This window comes from Streptomyces sp. NPDC036813 (genome assembly GCF_055609245.1).
Genome location: NZ_JBVJPV010000007.1, coordinates 60,149 through 79,281 on the forward strand (window position 1 = coordinate 60,149; position 19,133 = coordinate 79,281).

14 protein-coding genes are annotated in these 19,133 nt (G+C 72.0%); 8 read left to right on the forward strand and 6 right to left on the reverse strand.

Features of this window, described 5'->3' with window-relative positions; translation table 11 throughout:
- The first annotated feature begins 5 nt into the window (after positions 1-5).
- On the forward strand, positions 6-350 hold the full coding sequence (locus tag ACZ67Q_RS16395) for a hypothetical protein (RefSeq protein WP_471182079.1): 345 nt from the start codon (positions 6-8) through the stop codon (positions 348-350).
- Between the two features lie 52 nt (positions 351-402).
- Positions 403-1,335, forward strand: a complete 933-nt coding sequence (locus ACZ67Q_RS16400; RefSeq protein WP_471182696.1) for an endonuclease/exonuclease/phosphatase family protein — start codon at positions 403-405, stop codon at positions 1,333-1,335.
- Positions 1,336-1,418: 83 nt separating this feature from the next.
- Here the strand turns inward: ACZ67Q_RS16400 and snpA are convergent, their stop codons facing one another.
- Positions 1,419-2,069 carry a snapalysin gene (snpA, locus tag ACZ67Q_RS16405; RefSeq protein ID WP_471182699.1) on the reverse strand — a complete coding sequence of 217 codons (651 nt, stop codon included), beginning with the start codon at positions 2,067-2,069 and terminating at the stop codon, positions 1,419-1,421.
- 183 nt (positions 2,070-2,252) lie between these two features.
- On the opposite strand from snpA, the gene ACZ67Q_RS16410 reads away from it, so the two are divergent.
- Entirely contained in the window at positions 2,253-3,191 is a 939-nt protein-coding gene (locus ACZ67Q_RS16410; RefSeq protein WP_471182082.1) for a LysR family transcriptional regulator, read from the forward strand.
- A gap of 31 nt (positions 3,192-3,222) precedes the next feature.
- Here ACZ67Q_RS16410 and ACZ67Q_RS16415 read toward each other — a convergent pair whose 3' ends face one another.
- On the reverse strand, positions 3,223-5,283 hold the full coding sequence (locus ACZ67Q_RS16415) for a PhoX family protein (protein ID WP_471182085.1): 2,061 nt from the start codon (positions 5,281-5,283) through the stop codon (positions 3,223-3,225).
- 232 nt (positions 5,284-5,515) lie between these two features.
- On the opposite strand from ACZ67Q_RS16415, the gene ACZ67Q_RS16420 reads away from it, so the two are divergent.
- The 4 genes from ACZ67Q_RS16420 to ACZ67Q_RS16435 all read left to right on the forward strand — a co-directional run bounded on the left by ACZ67Q_RS16420 (position 5,516) and on the right by ACZ67Q_RS16435 (position 10,405).
- The gene (locus ACZ67Q_RS16420; protein WP_471182088.1) at positions 5,516-7,465 is read left to right on the forward strand and encodes a VWA domain-containing protein; all 1,950 of its coding nucleotides are present in this window, start codon (positions 5,516-5,518) and stop codon (positions 7,463-7,465) included.
- A 106-nt stretch (positions 7,466-7,571) separates the two neighbouring features.
- Positions 7,572-9,188 (forward strand): methionine--tRNA ligase, encoded by a 1,617-nt coding sequence (gene metG / locus ACZ67Q_RS16425; RefSeq protein ID WP_471182090.1) that lies wholly within the window; start codon positions 7,572-7,574, stop codon positions 9,186-9,188.
- Between the two features lie 116 nt (positions 9,189-9,304).
- Positions 9,305-9,994, forward strand: a complete 690-nt coding sequence (locus tag ACZ67Q_RS16430; RefSeq protein WP_471182093.1) for a hypothetical protein — start codon at positions 9,305-9,307, stop codon at positions 9,992-9,994.
- A gap of 45 nt (positions 9,995-10,039) precedes the next feature.
- Positions 10,040-10,405 carry a PH domain-containing protein gene (locus tag ACZ67Q_RS16435; RefSeq protein ID WP_471182095.1) on the forward strand — a complete coding sequence of 122 codons (366 nt, stop codon included), beginning with the start codon at positions 10,040-10,042 and terminating at the stop codon, positions 10,403-10,405.
- A gap of 72 nt (positions 10,406-10,477) precedes the next feature.
- Here ACZ67Q_RS16435 and aspS read toward each other — a convergent pair whose 3' ends face one another.
- Positions 10,478-12,241, reverse strand: a complete 1,764-nt coding sequence (gene aspS / locus ACZ67Q_RS16440) for an aspartate--tRNA ligase (protein WP_471182098.1) — start codon at positions 12,239-12,241, stop codon at positions 10,478-10,480.
- Positions 12,242-12,461: 220 nt separating this feature from the next.
- Between aspS and ACZ67Q_RS16445 the strand changes: the two genes are divergently transcribed.
- Positions 12,462-14,732 (forward strand): SpoIIE family protein phosphatase, encoded by a 2,271-nt coding sequence (locus ACZ67Q_RS16445; RefSeq protein ID WP_471182100.1) that lies wholly within the window; start codon positions 12,462-12,464, stop codon positions 14,730-14,732.
- Between the two features lie 65 nt (positions 14,733-14,797).
- On the opposite strand, the gene ACZ67Q_RS16450 is transcribed toward ACZ67Q_RS16445, so the two are convergent.
- From ACZ67Q_RS16450 to ACZ67Q_RS16460, 3 genes are all read right to left on the reverse strand, one after another.
- Positions 14,798-16,378 (reverse strand): MFS transporter, encoded by a 1,581-nt coding sequence (locus tag ACZ67Q_RS16450; protein WP_471182702.1) that lies wholly within the window; start codon positions 16,376-16,378, stop codon positions 14,798-14,800.
- 139 nt (positions 16,379-16,517) lie between these two features.
- The gene (locus tag ACZ67Q_RS16455; protein WP_471182103.1) at positions 16,518-17,561 is read right to left on the reverse strand and encodes an AI-2E family transporter; all 1,044 of its coding nucleotides are present in this window, start codon (positions 17,559-17,561) and stop codon (positions 16,518-16,520) included.
- A gap of 172 nt (positions 17,562-17,733) precedes the next feature.
- Positions 17,734-18,711 (reverse strand): pirin family protein, encoded by a 978-nt coding sequence (locus ACZ67Q_RS16460; protein WP_471182106.1) that lies wholly within the window; start codon positions 18,709-18,711, stop codon positions 17,734-17,736.
- Positions 18,712-19,133: the final 422 nt, after the last annotated feature.

Genomic DNA, 19,133 nt, shown 5'->3' on the forward strand with positions numbered 1-19,133 from the left:
CCCTCATGACCGGCACGACGATCCTGTACCGCCCCACCGGCCCCGAAGAGCTCGCTCTCGTCGAGGCGTCCGGGTGGACGGCGTGGCCGCCCCGCCTGCCCGAGCAGCCGATCTTCTACCCGGTGCTGAACGAGGAGTACGCCGTCCGCATCGCCCGGGACTGGAACGTCCCGGCGTCCGGGTCCGGTTATGTGACCCGGTTCGCCGTGGACAGCGCGTTCCTGGAGCGCTATCCCGTGCGGCAGGCCGGCGGAGAGACGATCCTTGAGCTGTGGGTGCCTGCCGAGGAGCTGGACGAGTTCAACGCGCACATCGTGGGACGCATCGAGGTCGTGCACGTCTTCCCGTGACGTGGACTTCGAGGCCGCCCGGCGTTTCCCCGCCGGCGCTTCGGGGCGGCGGATGAGCGCCTGGTGCGCGGCGCTGCTGCTGGCCGCGGTGAGCGTCCTGCTCGGGTGCCGGATCGCCGACACCGACGCCGTCACGCCCGTCCCCCAGCTGCTGGCCTTTCTGCCGTGGCTGCTGGTGCCGACCGGTGGCGGGCTGCTGCTGGCGCTGCTGGGCCGGTGGTGGGGCGGCGTGGTGTGGGGCGTGGTCGTGCTGGCCCTGCTCGCCTGGTTCGTCCAGCCGTACGGCAAGGACAGCGCGCCCGCTGGGCCGGCCCTCGCCTCCTTCCGCGTCCTGACCTCGAACACGCAGTTCGGCCGGGCCACCGACGCCCTGCTCCTGGCCGTACGGCAGCAGCGGCCGGACGTGGTGTTCGTGCAGGAGTGCGACAACCTGCGGTGCGACATCGCGCTGCGCCGGGAGCTCGCCGGCACCTACCCGTACCGGCACTCCGTGGACGGCGCCGGCTCCCAGGGCTCGGTCATCCTCAGCCGCTTCCCGCTCGCCGCCACCCCCGGCGTGCCCGCCGCCATGGGCATGCCCGGCGCGGTCGCCGACGTCCACGGTCACGCCGTACGGCTGCAGCTGGCGCACCCGATGCCGCCGGTGCCCGGTGGTCTCGGGCCGTGGCGCCGCGAGCTGGGCCGGCTGCGTGACTTCGCCGCGGCCGCCCGGGGCACGCCGACGATCGTCGCCGGCGACTTCAACGCCTCCCAGGACCACGCCGCCTTCCGCCACATCCTGGACACCGGCCTGTACGACGCCGCCCGGCTCGCCGGGCACGACCGCGCCCCGAGCTGGCCGGCCCGCACCACACCCGTCTTCGGCGTGCAGATCGACCATGTGCTGCTGTCGGGCGACTTCTCCGTCACCCGGGCCCGCTTCCTGAAACTGACCGGCAGCGACCACCGCACCCTCGTCGCCGACGTCACCCTGCACCGCCGCTGACCCACCGGACAACGGCGACGCGGGCCGCCCTGTGCAGGAGGGCGACCCGCGTCCCGGTGGGGGGTGTGGGGAGCGGCAGCGGACTAGCGTGCCTTGTGCAGGGCCTTGTCCAGGGCGGCGGCGAAGCCGTACGCCCACAGCTGGTTGACGCGGGAGCGCTCGGTCGCGTTCGGGTAGGGGTTCGTGCAGGACGGGCCGGGGCCGCCGCCCGACATCAGCTCACTGCACGGGCCGGAGTAGTGATCCGGCAGGCCGAGGACGTGACCGGTCTCGTGCGCGGTCACCCGCGTGGAGTCGTACTGCTGGTTCTGCCGGTAGTCCAGGAAGATGTAGCCGCTGCCGTGACCGTCCGTCGAGGCGTACGAACCGCGGGAGTCGTTGCCCTCGTAGTACGCGAAGTCGGCGTTCGAACCCGCCGCGAGTCTGACATTGGACACCGAGCTGTTCCATATCTGGGCGGCCCGGGATATCTGCGTCCGGAAGGACGGTGCGCCGGACGGGTCGTAGACCACGGTGACGGCGGCGGTGCTGCTCGGGTTCGCGGCCCGCTTGGCGGCGACGGACTTCACGACGGCGTCGAAGAAGGCCTGGTTCGCCCTGGCCTCGGCCGCCGAGCCGGTGTAGCCCTGGTACTGCTGCGGGGCCGGTACCGCAGAGGCCGAGGCCAGGCCGGGCGCGGCGAGGCCGAGAGCGAGCGCGGCGGCCGCCGTGACGGCGGACAGGGGCATACGCATACGCATCGATGACTCCTGGGGTGGGGGTCGAGTCACTTGCCACCCGAGAGTGTCGGCGCCTGCGCGGCGCCTGTGATGATGGCAACCGGCGATAGCCCGGCCCTATCCCCGCCCAACCAGCCCTTTTACGCCGGTAGTTGAACCCCTGGTGAAACCGTGGCTTCCGCTTTACTCTCCGGGGGCATGGAGCTCGAGGTGAGGCACCTCCGCGCGCTGTGCGCCATCGCGGACACCGGCAGCCTGCACCGGGCCGCCCGCCATCTCGGCGTGTCCCAGCCCTCGTTGAGCGGCCAGCTGCGCCGGATCGAACTGGAGCTGGGCGGCGCGCTGTTCCTGCGCACCCGCACCGGCTGCCGCCCCACCCCGCTCGGCCGGCTGGTGCTCAGCCGGGCCCGCCCACTGGTCGCCGACCTTCGCTCGCTGGTCGCCGAGGCCCGCGCCGCCGCCGCGGGCGGACCGCACCTGCGCATCGGCTCCACCGCCAGCCGCGCCCTGCCCGGCTGGCTGCGCCGGCTGCGGCAACGCTGTCAGGAACCCAGCCTGCACATGGACGTCTCCCCCAACGCCCTGCTGCGCATGGTCGCCGACGGCCAGCTCGACGTGGCGTTCGTGCACGAGGTCGAGGGCTGCCCGCTGCGCGTTCCCGACGGGCTGCGCACCCGCGTCCTGATCGATCGGGAACCGCAGTTCGTGTCGCTGCCGGCCGACCACCCGGCCGCCGCGAAACCGGTCGTCGACCTCGCCGACCTCGCCGGGGACCGCTGGATGGTCGACCCCACGGTGGACGGCGAATGGGACGCCGTCCACCGCATGCTGCGGCTGGCCGGGCTGAGCCCCCGCATCCTGCACGGCGACTACCACACGGCCGCCTCGCTGGTGGCCACCGGCGAGGTCGTCACCGTCTGCCAGCCGACGTCCCTGTCCCGGCCGGAGTCGGCCGTACGCCGGCTGCGGGGCGACCCGCTCGGCGTACGGCTGCTGCTCGCGGCCCGGACGGAGACGGAACTGGACGGCGTGTGCCCGACGCTGCGGGAGGCGTACTGGGAGGCGGCGCGCCAGTCCCCGGCGTACCGGGAGTGGCTGGAAAGCACTGCCGCCGCGCTCGCGTTCTCGCAGGCGTGAGGGGCGGCGTGGGCTGCCGGGTGGGTGCGGGTCAGACGCCGATGTCCTCGCCGTCGGCCCGCCACACCGCGACGACCGCCGGACGGACGATCTTCCCCGGGCCGTCGGGCCAGGTGCTGGCCGGCTTCTCCACCGACGCCCCGTCGACCTCACCGGGATGCTGTACGGCGACCAGCACCCGCCGGTCCTGCACGAGCGGGCCGCAGGTCTCGGCGCCGGTCGGCACGGTCAGGAACTGCTTCAGCTCACCGCGCCGCTCCCCCCGCGTCGCCACGCCGAACAGGCCGTCGTGCGAGCCGAGCTGGTTGCCGTCGGTGGAGATCCACAGGTTGCCGTGCGGGTCGAAGGCCACGTTGTCCGGGCAGGAGATGGGGCTGACCCGGTCCTTGGGGAACCCGGCGAAGTAGGTGGACGCGTCGTTCGGGTCACCGGCGACGAGGAACAGGGACCAGGCGAAGGTGGTGGCGTCGGCCCGGCCGTGCCGCTCGGTCAGCTCCAGGATGTGTCCGTGCTTGTTGCCGTTGCGCGGGTTGGCCTCGTCGGCCGGGGCGTAACCGCTCTTCCCCCGGTTGGAGTTGTTGGTGAGGACGACGTACACCTTGCCGGTGTGCGGGGAGGGCTGGATGTCCTCGGGGCGGTCCATCTTCGTCGCGCCCACCTTGTCACCCGCGAGCCGCGTGAAGACGAACACCTCCTCGGCACTCATCCCCTCCACGTGCGACACGGCACCGTCGGCGGCGGCGGTGGCCAGCGGGATCCACTGCCCACCGCCGTCGAACTCCCCGTCCGAGGGGAGCTTGCCGCTGCCGTCGAACTCGGCGGCCGGGGAGTCGCCGGTCAGCCGGGCGACGTACAGCGTGCCCTCGTCGAGCAGCGACAGGTTGTGCTCGCGCACGGCCCGGGAGCTGCCGTGCCGCATCCGCTTGCTGCCGACGAACTTGTAGAAGTAGTCGAACCGCTCGTCGTCACCCGAGTACACGACGGGCCGCCCGTCCTCGGTGAGCCGCACGGTCGCGGCCTCGTGCTTGAACCGCCCGAGCGCGGTGTGCTTGCGCGGCGTGGAGGAGGGGTCGTACGGATCGAACTCGACCACATACCCGAACCGGTGCACCTCGTTGGGCTCCTGCGCCAGGTCGAAGCGCTGGTCGAAGCGTTCCCACTTGCGCTCGGTGGCGCCGGTGCCGATCCCGTACCGCTTGTCGGTGCTCCGGCTGCCGTGCGCGAAGTACTGGTTGAAGTTCTCCTCGCCGTGCAGGGTGGTTCCCCACGGCGTGGTGCCGCCGGAGCAGTTGTTGAGCGTGCCGAGGACCCTGCGGCCGGTGGGGTCGGCGGAGGTCTTCAGCAGGTCGGAGCCCGCGGCGGGCCCGGTGAGCCGGAAGGGGGTGGTGGCGGTGACGCGCCGGTTGAGCGGATGCCGCGGGACGGCGGTCAGCTTCCCGCTGCGGCGGTCCTCCTCCACGACGACGGCCGACAGACCGTGCGCGGCCCAGGCGACCTCGGCCTGCTGCCGGGTCGGGTTCTCGGGGTCGTAGCCCCGGAACATGAGCACCTCGTCGGTGTACTCGTGATTGGCGACGAGGAGCTGCCGGTGCCGCTCACCGGGCAGTGGCAGCAGGGCGAGGAAGTCGTTGTTGTACCCGAACTGCCCGGCCTGCGCGGCCGCGGTCTGCCGCTCCGGGTCGAAGGCGGGCGCACCGCGCAGGATGGGCTCGCCCCAGCGGATCACCACGTTCTGCCGGTAGCCGTCGGGGACGGTGACCTGGTCGGCGGTGTTGGGCGCGACGGGCGTGAAACGCAGCCCGCGCGCGGCGCGGCCGCGGGAAGCCGGTGACGGGGTGGCGGCGGCGGCCGGCGGCGGGGCGGCGACGGTGACGCTCCCGGCCGCGGCAGCCACGGTGACGACGGCGGCGGCACGCAGAGCGCTGCGGCGGCTGAGGGCGCCGACGATGACGTCACCTACGTAGGCGTTGGTGCTGGTGTTGGGCACCTCGTGGAAGCAGGCGTCACCGCACCGGAACCGGCAGGTCAGGGCCGACCGCCCACCCGGATGCACAACGGACGGTGTCCCTATGAGCGGCAGCAGCTTGCGCACTTTACTCTCCCCTTGCGTGCCCTTGGTGTGATCGTGACGGTAGGGGCGTGCGCATGCGGAAGCGCTGCGACCGGATGAACGGAGGGTGAACCCGCCGGGGCCTTCGGGGTGTTGACACCGGGGTTTCCACCCTGCTCACCCCTCCCCAAGATCACCGCTCGGGGCCGCTAACCTTACGTGTCCGTCCTGGCCAGGGATCTACGGGCATCAACTCACGCGAAGGGTTGCGCACATGGGCATTCTCACTCTCCTGCGGAACGCGTTCGGCCGATCACGCAAGGGACGCACGGCCGAGGCAGAGAGTGCGGAACCGACGGCGGAGCACCAGGTGACGGCGGCGGAGAAGCCGTCGGAGCAGGTGGAGCCGACGGCGTCCGCAGAGACCCCGGCGGCGGCCGAGGCGACCCCGGTGGCGGTGCCCGCACAGCCGCCGACACCCGCGGCCCCGGCGACCCCGGACGCCGCTCCCCGCATCCCGGAACCCCGCCCGGAGCTCCGCGAGACCCACGACCTGGTGGCAGCAGCCTTCGACCACGTCACGGTCCCCAACCCGTCCCGCCCGGCAGACACGACGGCCCCGACGCCGGCCCCGACGAAGGCCGACCACCCCATGGCGGACCCCACGAAGAAGCCGACGACGGCGGAACCGGATCCCACGGAGAAGCCGACGGCGAGGAAGCCGGAGCCCACGGAGAAGCCGACGGCGAGGGAGCCGGAACCCACGGACGAGCCCGCTGCGGCGGAGCCCGAGCCGGAGCGCACGGCGGAGCCGACCGCGACGAAGGCAGAGCCGGAGCCAACGGAGGAACCCACCGCGGCGGAGCCGGACCCCACGGACGAGCCCGCTTCGGCGGAGCCGACGCCCGCGGAGGAGGCCACCGCGGCGGAGCCGACGCCCACGGACGAGCCCGCTGCGACGGAGCCCGAGCCGGAGCGCACGGCCGAGCCGACCGCGACGAAGGCAGAGCCGGAGCCCGCGGAGGAGCCGACCGCGGCCGAGCCGCAGCCGGACCCGGAGCCGGAGCGGACCGAGCAGAAGCCCCAGGCCACCGCCCCGGAGCCGGCGCAGGAGGCGGAACCGGCGCAGGATGCAGAGCCCGTCACGGAGGCGGAGCCGACGGCCGCGGAGCAGGCACCCGAAGCGGCGGTCTCGGAGCCGACGGCACAAGAGCAGCCCGAGGGCGCCGCCCCGGAAGCGACCACCGACCATGAGCAGCCCGCGGCCAGGGAGGACGAGTCCGCCCCGGTCGCCCACGAGGCGACGACGTCCGAGGACGAGCCGGCGGAGCCGGCTGCTGCTCCGGAACCCGCGGCCGCCGACGGCGAGGACGCCCCCCAGGGGCCACCCGCACCCGACAACGAATCCCGCACGGGTGGTGCGGGTGGGAACGAGACGGCCGAAGGCGAAGCCGAGGCCGAAAAGCCGACGGACACCCCGCAGGACAACGCACCGCAGGACAACGCACCGCAGGACAACACCCCGCAGGACAACACCCCGCAGGACAACACCCCGCCCGCCGAAGGCCCCGCCGTACCCCTCGCCCGTCTCAAGGCCACCGCCCTGGCGACCGCCTACAAAGCCGCCACCGCCGCCCTCAAGAAGCAGAACCTCACTGGCGCCCGTGCCAAGGTCTACCTCGTCCTCGACCGCTCCGCGAGCATGCGCCCGTACTACAAGGACGGCTCCGCCCAGGCCCTCGCCGAGCAGACCCTCGCCCTCGCCGCGCACCTCGACCCCGAGGCCACGGTCCCGGTCGTCTTCTTCTCCACGGAGGTGGACGGCACCGGCGAGCTCACCCTCACCGACCACGAGAACAAGATCGACGAGCTGCACGCCGGCCTCGGCCGCATGGGCCGCACCAGCTACCACGCCGCGGTCCAGCAGGTGATCGACCTGCACCAGAAGTCGCAGGACCCCGGCGCCCCCGCCCTCGTCGTCTTCCAGACCGACGGCGCCCCCGACGCGAAGACTCCCGCGACCCAGTCCCTCACGGAGGCGGCGAAGAACCACCCCGCCCTCTTCTTCTCCTTCGTCGCTTTCGGTGAGCACGACAACAAGGCGTTCGACTACCTCCGCAAGCTGAAGACGGACAACACGTCCTTCTTCCACGCCGGCCCCGCTCCCCGCGAGCTCACGGACAAGGAGCTCTACGAAGGCGTACTGGCGACCTGGCGCCCGTAAGCACGCCGGAAGGACCCCACACGCGGGGGGTGGACGCCGGACCACGGCCGTCCACCCCCCGAAACGCGTGTGAGTCGATCTTCACCGGCCCAGTAGGATTTCGACCATGGCGGCCACTGGATCCGAGAAGCAGGCGGGGAAGGCGTACTACGTCTCCACGCCCATCTACTACGTCAACGACGCTCCTCACCTGGGCCACGCCTACACGACCGTTGCAGGGGACGTGCTCACGCGCTGGCACCGTCAGCGCGGCGAGAAGGTGTGGTACCTCACCGGCACGGACGAGCACGGTCAGAAGATCATGCGCACGGCCGACGCCAACGGCGTCACCCCCCAGGAATGGTGCGACAAGCTCGTCACCGAGGCCTGGAAGCCTCTCTGGGAGCACCTGGAGATCGCGAACGACGACTTCATCCGCACCACGCAGAAGCGGCACACCGACCGCGTCCAGGAGTTCGTGCAGGACCTGTACGACAAGGACGAGATCTACAAGGGCGGCTACGAGGGCCCGTACTGCGTGGGCTGCGAGGAGTACAAGCTCCCCGGCGAGCTGCTCGACGGCGAGGGCGAGTACGCGGGTCAGAAGCTCTGCCCGATCCACAAGAAGCCGGTGGAGATCCTCAGCGAGGAGAACTACTTCTTCAAGCTGAGCGAGTACACCGACAAGCTCCTCGCCCACTACGAGGCGAACCCCGACTTCATCCAGCCCGAGTCCGCGCGCAACGAGGTGCTGAACTTCGTCCGCCAGGGCCTGCAGGACCTGTCGATCTCCCGCTCGACGTTCGACTGGGGCATCCCGATCCCGTGGGACGCCAAGCACGTCATCTACGTCTGGGTCGACGCGCTGCTGAACTACGCCACGGCGGTCGGCTACAACGAGAACCCGGAGAAGTTCGAGGCGACCTTCCCGGCCGACGTGCACCTCGTCGGCAAGGACATCCTCCGCTTCCACGCGGTGATCTGGCCGGCCATGCTGATGGCGCAGGGCCTGCCGCTGCCGAAGAAGATCGCCGCGAACGGCTGGCTGATGGTCGGCGGCGAGAAGATGTCGAAGTCGAACCTGACCGGCATCAAGCCGCAGGACCTCACCTCGCACTTCGGCGTGGACGCCTACCGCTGGTACTTCCTGCGCGCGATCGCGTTCGGCCAGGACGGCTCGTTCTCCTGGGAGGACTTCTCCGCCCGGTACACCTCCGAGCTGGCCAACGACTACGGCAACCTCGCCTCCCGGGTGGCGGCCATGGTCGGCAAGTACTTCGGCGGCGAGCTGCCCGCGTCCACGGCCGACGGCGACGCCGAGAAGGCGATCCACGACGGCCTGGCCAAGGCGGTCGCCGAGGCGGACCGCAAGATCGGTGACGAGCTGGACTTCCAGGGCGGCATCCTGGCGGTCTTCGACTTCGTCAAGCAGGTCAACGGCTACATCACCGAGCAGGAGCCCTGGAAGGTCGCCAAGGACGACTCTCCGGAGGGCCAGGCCCGTCTGGCGACGATCCTCTACACGGCCGCCGAGGCGCTGCGCGCGGTGGCGGTGCTGCTGAACCCGGTCATGCCGGAGACCTCGCAGAAGCTGTGGGACTCCCTCGGCGCGGAGCCCGTCCTGGGCGCCCTGGCCGAGCAGCGGGTCCAGGAGGCCGCCGACTGGGGCCGCCTGCCCGCCGGTGCCACGGTCACCAAGGGGGCGGTCCTCTTCCCGCGCCTGGAGGAGAAGCCCACCGCGTGACGCCGTAGGGACAGACGGACCGCCCCCGAGGAGCCCCGCTCCCGGGGGCGGTCCGCTGTCCGCACCGGCGCGCCCGGCACCGCCCCGGCCCCGGCGTCTGACAGCATGGGACTTTCGTGAACCTCTCCGCACCCCACCACCGCCTCCTCGCGGATGTCGTCACCGCCGGCACCCCGCACGGGCTGGTCCTGGCCGGCGGATACGCCCTTCAGGCGCACGGTCTGCTGACCCGCCCGCACGCCAACGTCGACCTCGCGACGCAGAGCCCCGACCCGATGGACCGGATCGCGGGTGACGTCCGTACGGCCCTGGAGGCGCGCGGCCGTCAGGTGCGCACCGTCTCAGTGACCCCGCTGTCGGCGCAGCTCACCGTCACCGACCCGCCGACGGGCGAGGAATGCGCCCTGGCCCTGCACAAAGAGGCGTTCTGGCATCCGCCCGTGCTCAGCGAGGCCGGTCCCGCGCTGTCCCTGGAGGACGCGGTCGGCACCAAGATCCGGGCCCTGTACGACCGGGGCGCCGCCGTGGACCTGATCGATGCGCGGGCCGCCGCAGCCCGCTTCGGCTTCCCCGACCTGGAGGAACTGGGCCGCCGCCACGCCCACGACCCCTTCGACCTGCCCACCCTCCAGTCCCGTCTCACCGGCACCGACTGGTACCCGGACGGCGCCTTCACGGCGTACGGCCTGCCGGCGCAGGAGATCGCCGCGCTGCGCGCCTGGGCGCAGCACTGGTCCGACGACATCGCCGAACGCCTGCTGGAGGACGGCGCCTCACCCGATGACGCCGAGGGCGCGGACGGATAGATTGCCGGAGATCACCGACGAAGATCACCTACGTGGGGGGACCACATGGCACTGTTCGGCAACGCGCACACCATCGACTCGGGCGAGGCCCAGCAGGACTACGCCCGGCTGCTGGGCCAGGGCGAGCAGGTGCACGCCGCGTACCTGCTGATCCGCGACACCATCCTGTTCACCGACCGGCGGCTGATCCTGATCGACAAGCAGGGCATCACCGGCAAGAAGGTGGAGTACCACTCCGTCCCCTACCGCAGCATCACGCACTTCGCGGTGGAGACCGCCGGCACCTTCGATCTGGACGCCGAGCTGAAGATCTGGGTCTCCGGCACGGCCGCCCCGATCGAGAAGACGTTCACCAAGGGCGTCGACATCTACGAGGTCCAGGCGATCCTGACGCAGTTCGTCGCCAAGTGACACCTGCCTGGTGACACCAAGAGGCGCCCGGGACCGACGAGGTCCCGGGCGCCTTGGTCGCCTGTGTGCCGCTTACTTCGGCTGCGGCTTGTTCACCGTCAGGTGCAGTTCCTTCAGGCGGGCCGCCTCCAGCTCCGTCGGCGCGCCCATCATCAGGTCCTGGGCGTTGCCGTTGAGCGGGAAGGCGATGGTCTCGCGGATGTTCGGCTCGTCCGCGAGCAGCATGACGATGCGGTCGACGCCGGGGGCGATGCCGCCGTGCGGCGGGGCGCCGAAGCGGAACGCGCGGAGCATGCCCGCGAACTCGCGCTCGGTCACCTCACGGTCGTAACCGGCGATCTCGAACGCCTTGAGCATGATCTCCGGCTCGTGGTTGCGGATCGCGCCGGAGGACAGCTCCACGCCGTTGCAGACGATGTCGTACTGCCAGGCCAGGATGTCCAGCGGGTCCTGGTTCTCCAGCGCGTCCATGCCGCCCTGCGGCATCGAGAACGGGTTGTGCGAGAAGTCGATCTTGCCGGTGTCCTCGTCCTTCTCGAACATCGGGAAGTCGACGATCCAGCAGAACCGGAAGACGTTCTCCTCGAACTGGCCGGCCCGCTTGGCGGCCTCGACGCGGACCGCGCCCATGATCTTGGAGACCTCGTCGAACTCACCCGCGCCGAAGAAGACGGCGTGCCCGGCCTCGAGGCCGAGGCGCTCGGTGAGGACCTTGACGTTCTCCTCGGTGAGGAACTTCGCGATCGGGCCGGACAGCTGGCCGTCCTCGCCGACGCGGACCCAGGCCAGGCCCTTCGCGCCCTGGGAGACCGCGAAGTCGCCGAGCTGGTCGAAGAACTTGCGCGGCTGGTCCTGGACCGCCGGGACGGGCAGCGCGCGCACGTGCTTGCCGGCGAACGCCTTGAACTCGCTGTTCTCGAAGACGTCCGTGAGGTCGACCAGCTCCAGCTTGGCGCGCAGGTCGGGCTTGTCGGAGCCGTACTTCAGCATCGCCTCACGGAACGGGATCCGCGGGAAGGGCGAGGTGACGTGACGGCCGCCGCCGAACTCCTCGAAGAGGTCGGTCATGAGCTTCTCGATCGGCTGGAAGACGTCCTCCTGCTCGACGAAGCTCATCTCGACGTCGAGCTGGTAGAACTCGCCCGGCGAGCGGTCGGCGCGGGCGTCCTCGTCGCGGAAGCAGGGCGCGATCTGGAAGTAGCGGTCGAAGCCGGAGATCATCAGCAGCTGCTTGAACTGCTGCGGCGCCTGCGGCAGGGCGTAGAACTTGCCCGGGTGCAGCCGGGAGGGGACCACGAAGTCGCGGGCGCCCTCGGGGGAGGTGGCCGTGAGGATGGGGGTGGCCATCTCGTTGAAGCCCATCGCCGCCATCTTGTGACGGATCGCGGAGATCACCGCCGTCCGCAGCATGATGTTGCGGTGCATGCGCTCGCGGCGCAGGTCGAGGAAGCGGTACTCCAGGCGCCGCTCCTCGTTGACCCCGTCCTCGGCGTTGATGGTGAAGGGCAGCGGCTGCGCCGCGCCGAGCAGCTCGACCTCGGCGACCTCCACCTCGATCTCACCGGTGGGCAGGTCGGGGTTCACGTTCTCGGTTCCACGTGAAACAACGCGGCCGTCGACGCGGACCGTGGACTCCTTGGAGATCGAGTCCAGCGCCTCGTACGCGGGCGTGCCGGGGCGGGCGACCAGCTGCGTGATGCCGTAGTGGTCGCGCAGATCGATGAAGAGGATGCCGCCCAGGTCGCGCCGATTGTGCAGCCAGCCACTCAGCCGGACGTCGGTGCCGACGTCAGAGGCGCGGAGCTCGCCGCAGGTGTGGGACCTGTACCGATGCATCGTCGTTCATCCAGTCTTCGCGGATCGGGGATCTCCGGGGCCCGGTGCCCGGACTTTTCAAGGGTACCGGCCGCCCCGGGATCGCCTCCCCACCATTACCGCCCGGGCCGCCGCGAAGGGGCCGTCGCCCGTGCCGCGTGAGGCGCCGAGGGGAGCCGTCGGCCGCTGCGCCCACCTGCTTCGGTGGCATGATGCGAACAGATCTTCTTAAAGTGGGGCAATGCGTACTGGTGAGCCCCTGCCCGCCGTGGAGGAGGTCCTCGCCGCCCTCGCGACCGGCCTGTGGCACTGGGACACCGCAGCCGGGCAGGTCACCGTGGACGCGGAGGCGGCGCGGCTGCTCGGGCTGCCCGCCGAGCCGGCCGTGCTCACCGAGGCCCAGGTGCGCGCCCGGCTGCACCCCGTGGACTGGAACGAGATCACCGGCGTCGTCCAGCTGGCGGTCGCCGAGGGCACCCTCGCCGAGGTGCGCATCCGGATCATGGACGAGACGGGCCGCGTCCTGCGCGTGGTGCGCTCCCGCTCCAAGCCGGCCTTCGACCGGGAGAAGAAGGCGTACGAACTGATCGGCACCCTCCAGGAGGTCACCGAGCCGGCGCCCGGTACCCCGGCGGGCCGCAGCGCGGTGACCGGCGACTGGCGGCGCTCCCGGGAGGCGTTCCTGCTGGACGCGGGCCGCGCGCTGGCCGAGGCCCGCTCCACGGCCGAGGTGCTGCGGGTGGCGGCCGGGCTGTCGATGCCGGGATTCTCGCCGGACGGGCTCGCGGTGTTCGGCGCCGAGGCCGACCGGCTGACCATCATCGGCCACCACGGACAGCAGCAGGGCGACGAGGGACCCTTCGCCCAGATGGCGCTGAGCACGGACTATCCGGCCGCCGAGGTGGTGCGCACCGGCCGCGCGGTCTACCTGTCCTCGCCGGAGGAGTACAAGGCGCGCTACCCGCTCACCTGGCCGCTCGCCCAGCGCTTCAACCGGCAGTCGTGGGCATTCCTGCCGCTGACGGTCTCCGGGCGCACGATGGGCGCCTGGATGGCCGCGTTCACCTATCCGGTCGCCTTCACGCCCGACGAGCGGTCCGTGCTGACGACGGTGGCGCGGATGCTCGCCCAGGCCCTGTCCCGGGCCGGCGCGGCCGAGACCGAGCGGGAGCTGACCGACGGACTGCAACGCTCGATGCTGCCGGTACTGGGCCCGAAGATCCCCGGCATGAGCATCGCCGCCCGGTACGTCCCGACCGGCGGCGGACTCCAGGTCGGCGGCGACTGGTACGACATGATCCCGCTGCCGGGCAACCGGTTCGCCCTGGTCATCGGCGACGTCCAGGGCCACGACGTACGGGCGGCCGGGCTGATGGGCCAGCTGCGCACGGCCCTGCGCGCCTACGCCGCCGAGGGCCACCGCCCCGACGCGGTCCTCTCCCGCGCCTCCCGCTTCTTCCACGGCATCACCCACACCGACGACCCCGGCGAGCTGCGCTTCGCGACCTGTCTGTACGTCGAGGTCGACCCGGCGTCCGGGGTCGTGCTCTCCGCGCGGGCCGGGCATCTGGACCCGGCGGTCCGCATGCCCGACGGAACGGTGCTGCACCGGCCCACGGCCGGCGGCCTCCCCCTCGGTATCGACCCGGACAGCGACTATCCGACCACCCGGCTCACGCTGATGCCCGGCGAGACGCTGCTGCTGTGCACCGACGGTCTGATCGAGACCGGCGGCCACGACCTGGACTCCGGCTGGGCCCGGGTCCGCTCGATCATGGAGTCCCACGACGGGAACCTCGACGCGCTCGCCGACGCCCTGGTCCAGGCGGTCCACGGCCCTTCCTCGCACCACACCACCGGCCCGCTCACCGATCGCCGCGAGGACGACATCGCCCTGGTGCTGCTCGGCCGGCACCCGGCGGGCGAGGACGGCTCCCCCGCCGTACGGACGCCGGTGCGGCGCTCGGTGCTGACCGTCGCGCAGGCCGAACCCGAGCGGGTCGCCACGGCCCGGCAGCAGCTGCGCGAGCTGCTGCACGACTGGCCCTCCCCGGACCAGGTCGACTCCGCCGTCCTGCTGGTCTCCGAGATGCTCACCAACGTCCTCGTGCACACCGACGCCGACGCGCTGCTCGTCGCCGAGGTCGGCGGCGCCCCGGGCGAGCGCCGCATCCGGGTGGAGGTCACCGATACCAGCGACGACCTGCCCCACCGGCGCCGTCCCGGCGAGCTGGCCTCCTCCGGGCGCGGCCTGGTCCTGATGGAGCTGCTCGCCGACGACTGGGGCGTGGCCCCGCGCGGCGAGGGCAAGAGCATCTGGTGCGAGCTGGGCGAGAAGAGCGGGAACGGCTACGAGCCGGGTGACAAGAGCGGGAACGGCTTCAAGCCGGGTGACAAGAGCGGGAACGGCTTCGAGCCGCGTGACAAGAGCGGGAACGGCTTCGAGCGGGGCGAGAAGAGCGAGGACGGCGAGGCACGCCTCGACGAGCACCTCGACGGCCTGGAGAGCTAGGCGTACTTCGCCGTCGTCCCCCTTGGCCGTCCCTCAGAGAGCTGGAACTGGAGAGCCGGACGTGGCTACTGGGCGCGCTGCCCGGACGCCTGTTGTTCGGTGCCGGCGGCGCCGGTCGCGCTGTGCCGCTGGTCCGGGTCTTCCGGGTCGGTCTCCGGGCCGGCGCGGCCGCCCGGGTGGCGCAGGGCGCAGAGGTAGCCGATGCCGAGGGCGATCGCCATGCCGTAGAACACCCACTGGTTGGCCTCGGCGAAGTCGCCGCGGATCGCGGACATCGCGGTGCGCATGGTCGAAGCGAGCGGGCCGCCGCCGGTGGGCGTGGTGGCGTCCGGGTTGCCGGTGACCGCCTCGGCCACGTCCCCCGCCGCAGAGCGCGCCGCGTCCGGCGGCATCCCGCGCCCGCGCAGCGTGTCCGTGACGTGGTCGGTCATGGCGTGGGTGAGCAGGGTGCCGTAGACGGCGAGGCCGACGCTCGCGGCGAAGTTGCGCACGGTCTGCGTGACCCCGGTGACCTCGCCGTACGAGGCGCCGATCGCGCGGTTGACGGCGTCCGTGGAGGCCGGCGCGAGGATGAAGCCGATGCCGGCGCCCGCGAGCGCGGCGTAGGGCCACTGGTCGTGCATGGACAGGTCGGTCAGCTTCCCGGCCCACAGCGCGAACCCGACCGCGCCGATCACACAGCCCGCCTTCATCGCGGGACGCGCCCCCCGCTTGTCCAGGATCCGCCCGCCCCACTGGGAGGCGAGGGCGAACCCGGCGAAGAAGTACAGCAGGTAGAGCGCGGCCTGGTTGGGGGAGGCGCTGAGCGAGATCTGGGCGTAGACCGAGGCGAAGAAGAACAGCGGGACGAACGCCAGCATCGCGAAGAACAGCACCAGCACGTCGACGGTGAACGCGCGGTCGCGGAACACCGCGAGGTTGACCAGCGGGTGCCGCACGCCCAGCTCGTAGCGGCAGAAGACGCCGAGGACGGCGAGGCCGCCCACGATGCAGCCCCAGGTCGCCGCGGAGTCCCAGCCCCAGGTCGCCGCCTGCTGGAAGCCGAGGACGCTCAGGCCCATGCCGACGGCGATCAGGACCGCGCCGGGCACGTCGAGCGGCTCGTCACGGCGCTGGGTGGGGATGCGGGCGAGCCAGGTGAGGGCGAGCGCCACGATCGCGACGGGCACGTTGACCCAGAAGATCGCCCGCCAGGTCCAGTCCGTCAGCCAGCCGCCCAGCAGCGGGCCGAGGGCGGTCAGGGCGCCCGTGAGGCCGAAGAACAGGGCGAGGGCGCGGCCCCGCCGCTCGACCGGGAAGACCGCCACGACCACGGCGAGCGCGGCCGGGAACAGCAGCGCGGCGCCGAACCCCTGGGTGGCCCGGAAGACGACGAGCCAGGCCAGCGGGGAGCCGCCGGTGGGCACACAACCGCACAGCACCGAGGAGACGACGAAGACCAGGGAGCCGGCGACGACGACGCGGCGCGGCCCGAACAGGTCGGCGAGGCGGCCGCCGAGCGCGAAGAACGCCGCGAGGGCGAGCAGGTAGGCGTTGACCACCCACTGCATGCCGGAGCTGGTCAGATGGAGTTCGGAGACGATGTCGGGGGCGGCGATCGACACGATCGTCTGGTCGATGAAGGTCATCGCCACGGCGCACATCATGGCCGCGAGGGCCAGCGGCTGCGAGGTCGCGCGTCCGGTGCCGACCGCGCCCCGGTTCCGTCTCGTGCGCGTTCCGCTCACCCGATCAGTGTGCGCCCCCGCACCTCAGGCCGCATCCGCACCCGCGCTCCCACGGGCCTCACGCCGCATCCGCGGTTTCGCCTCCGCGTTCCCGCAGTTCCTGGACGACGCCGAAGGCGGCAGCGGTGAGCGGTACGGCGAGCAGCATGCCGAGGATCCCGGCCACCGAGGCGCCCGCGGTGATCGCGAGCATGACGGTCGCCGGGTGCATCTGCACGGTCCGGCTCTGGATCGCCGGTTGCAGCACATGCCCCTCCAGCACCTGCACGGCGAGCACCACCCCGAGCGCCCACAGCGCGATCACGAACCCGCGGTCGGCGAGCGCGACGAGCACGGCGACCGCGCCGGAGATGAACGCCCCGAGGTAGGGGATGTACGCCCCGACGAACACCAGCGCGCCGAGGCCGACGGCGCCGGGCACACGCAGGATCAGCAGGCCGACGGTGATGCACAGGGCGTCGATCAGGGCGATGAGGGTGGTGCCGCGCATGAAGCCCTCGACGGCGCGGTAGGCCCGCCGGGCCACCGCCTCCAGGGTGTCGGCGCCACCGCGCGGAGCCAGCGCCCGCACCAGGCCGGCGGCCTTGTCGGAGTCGCGCAGGAAGAAGAAGACGAGCAGCAGGGCGAGGACGGCCATGGCGATGGACTCGCCGACCACGCTGACCCCGCTGATCACGTTGTGCGCGGCGGTCCCGCCGAACTTGCCGAGCAGCCGGCGGCCGTTGGAGGCGAGGTCGTCCAGCGACGTGCCGGCCGCCCCGAAGTGGTCGGCGACGCCCTGGGCGGCCTCCTTGAGGGAGGAGACGATCTGGTCACCGGTGTCGATCAGCGCGGCGACCACGATGTACACAGCGCCACCGACCACGGCGACCACGGCGACACAAGTGAGACCGGCGGCCAGCGACCGGTTGACGTGCGCCTTCACCAGCCGCCGGTGCAGCGGTCCGAGCAGCGCGGTGCCGAGCAGCGCCAGCAGCACCGGCGTCACGGCCGTCCTCAGTTCCGAGCACAGCCGTACGCCGACCCAGCCGACACCCGCGACGAGCAGGGCGAGCGCGCACCACGCGGCGAGACGGCGAGCGGAGTCGGGGAGCAGCTGCACCCCTTCAGCGCACCATGTGCCGGGCGTGCTGTCCCTCCGGGACGGCCCGCCCGGGTGACAGGGCGTCAGAATGCCGGGGTGTCAGGCATCGGGGCCCCGGCTCACGGGGCGTCAGCCGTCGGAGCCCGGGCTCGCGGCGGTGTCCGCCGGCGGAGCCCGGGCTCACGGGATGTCAGCCCTGCGGGCCTTCCTCGGTCATGCCGTGCACGGCCGGGACGGTGCCCAGGCGGCCCTTCTGGAAGTCCTCGAAGGCCTGCATGAGTTCGTCCTTGGTGTTCATCACGAACGGGCCGTAGTGGACCATGGGTTCGCGGATCGGCCGGCCGCCGAGCAGCACGACCTCCAGGTCCGGCGTGTGCCCGTCCTGCTTGTCGTCCGCGCGGACGGTCAGCGAGGACCCGGCGCCGAAGACGGCGGTCTGCCCCATGTGGATCGGCCGCCGCTCGGCGCCCACGCTGCCGCGTCCGGCCAGCACGTACGCCAGGCCGTTGAACTCCTGCCGCCAGGGCAGGGTGATCTCGGCGCCCGGCGCGAGCGTGGCGTGGACCATGGTGATCGGCGTGTGCGTGACGCCCGGACCGGCGTGCCCGTCCAGCTCACCGGCGATGACACGCAGCAGCGCGCCGCCGTCGGGCGAGGTGAGCAGCTGGACGGAGCCCGCGCGGATGTCCTGGTAGCGCGGCGCCATCATCTTGTCCTTGGCCGGGAGGTTCACCCACAGCTGCAGGCCGTGGAAGAGGCCGCCCGAGACGACCAGGTGCTCCGGCGGCGCCTCGATGTGCAACAGGCCGGAGCCGGCCGTCATCCACTGGGTGTCGCCGTTGGTGATGGTGCCGCCACCGCCCTGGGAGTCCTGGTGGTCGAAGATCCCGTCGATGATGTAGGTGACGGTCTCGAAACCACGGTGGGGGTGCCAGGGGGTGCCCTTGGGCTCACCCGGCGCGTACTCCACCTCGCCCATCTGGTCCATCATGATGAACGGGTCGAGGTGGCGGTAGTTGATCCCGGCGAACGCCCGGCGCACCGGGAAGCCCTCGCCCTCGAATCCGCCCGGCGCGGTGGTGACCGCGAGCACGGGCCGCGCCACGGCATCGGCGGGAGCGGTCACGCGGGGGAGCATCAGCGGGTTCTCGACGGTCACTGCAGGCATGGTCGGTACCTCCTTGGTACGCCCACTTTAGTTGAGCGTTGAACTTCCTGCCACCCGGAACCACGAAAGTCCGGAACTCATTCCCGGACTACGGCCTCCCGGAGCCCGAGGCTCACCGTCACGGCACCGGAAACCGACATCCCGCCACCCCAAGGCCGGCTTCCGCCTCCGCCCGACCGCCCCGCCGCGCCTCGCCCAGCTGCGGGACCTGCGGATTCCCGACCCGACGGGGGCCCCACGTACTCCGCGGCACTCACCCGGCCGCGCCACTCGAGCCGGTCGCGCCCCTCGAGCCGGCCGCGCCACTCGAGCCGGTCGGCCAGGCGCTCCGGCCGGCGGACTGCCGCCGGGCGGCCACGGCATGGCGAAGGCGGCCGACGGCCACCCGCCGGGTAGGGACGGCCGCGGAGCGGGATGCCGGC

Excerpts from the sequence above, each read along its gene's own strand:
- ACZ67Q_RS16395 (WP_471182079.1), top strand. The coding sequence starts at position 6 with ATGACCGGCACGACGATCCTGTACCGCCCCACCGGCCCCGAAGAGCTC.
- ACZ67Q_RS16400 (WP_471182696.1), top strand. The coding sequence starts at position 403 with ATGAGCGCCTGGTGCGCGGCGCTGCTGCTGGCCGCGGTGAGCGTCCTG.
- snpA (WP_471182699.1), bottom strand. The coding sequence starts at position 2,069 with ATGCGTATGCCCCTGTCCGCCGTCACGGCGGCCGCCGCGCTCGCTCTC.
- ACZ67Q_RS16410 (WP_471182082.1), top strand. The coding sequence starts at position 2,253 with ATGGAGCTCGAGGTGAGGCACCTCCGCGCGCTGTGCGCCATCGCGGAC.
- ACZ67Q_RS16420 (WP_471182088.1), top strand. The coding sequence starts at position 5,516 with ATGGGCATTCTCACTCTCCTGCGGAACGCGTTCGGCCGATCACGCAAG.
- metG (WP_471182090.1), top strand. The coding sequence starts at position 7,572 with ATGGCGGCCACTGGATCCGAGAAGCAGGCGGGGAAGGCGTACTACGTC.
- ACZ67Q_RS16435 (WP_471182095.1), top strand. The coding sequence starts at position 10,040 with ATGGCACTGTTCGGCAACGCGCACACCATCGACTCGGGCGAGGCCCAG.
- aspS (WP_471182098.1), bottom strand. The coding sequence starts at position 12,241 with ATGCATCGGTACAGGTCCCACACCTGCGGCGAGCTCCGCGCCTCTGAC.
- ACZ67Q_RS16445 (WP_471182100.1), top strand. The coding sequence starts at position 12,462 with ATGCGTACTGGTGAGCCCCTGCCCGCCGTGGAGGAGGTCCTCGCCGCC.
- ACZ67Q_RS16450 (WP_471182702.1), bottom strand. The coding sequence starts at position 16,378 with ATGATGTGCGCCGTGGCGATGACCTTCATCGACCAGACGATCGTGTCG.
- ACZ67Q_RS16460 (WP_471182106.1), bottom strand. The coding sequence starts at position 18,711 with ATGCCTGCAGTGACCGTCGAGAACCCGCTGATGCTCCCCCGCGTGACC.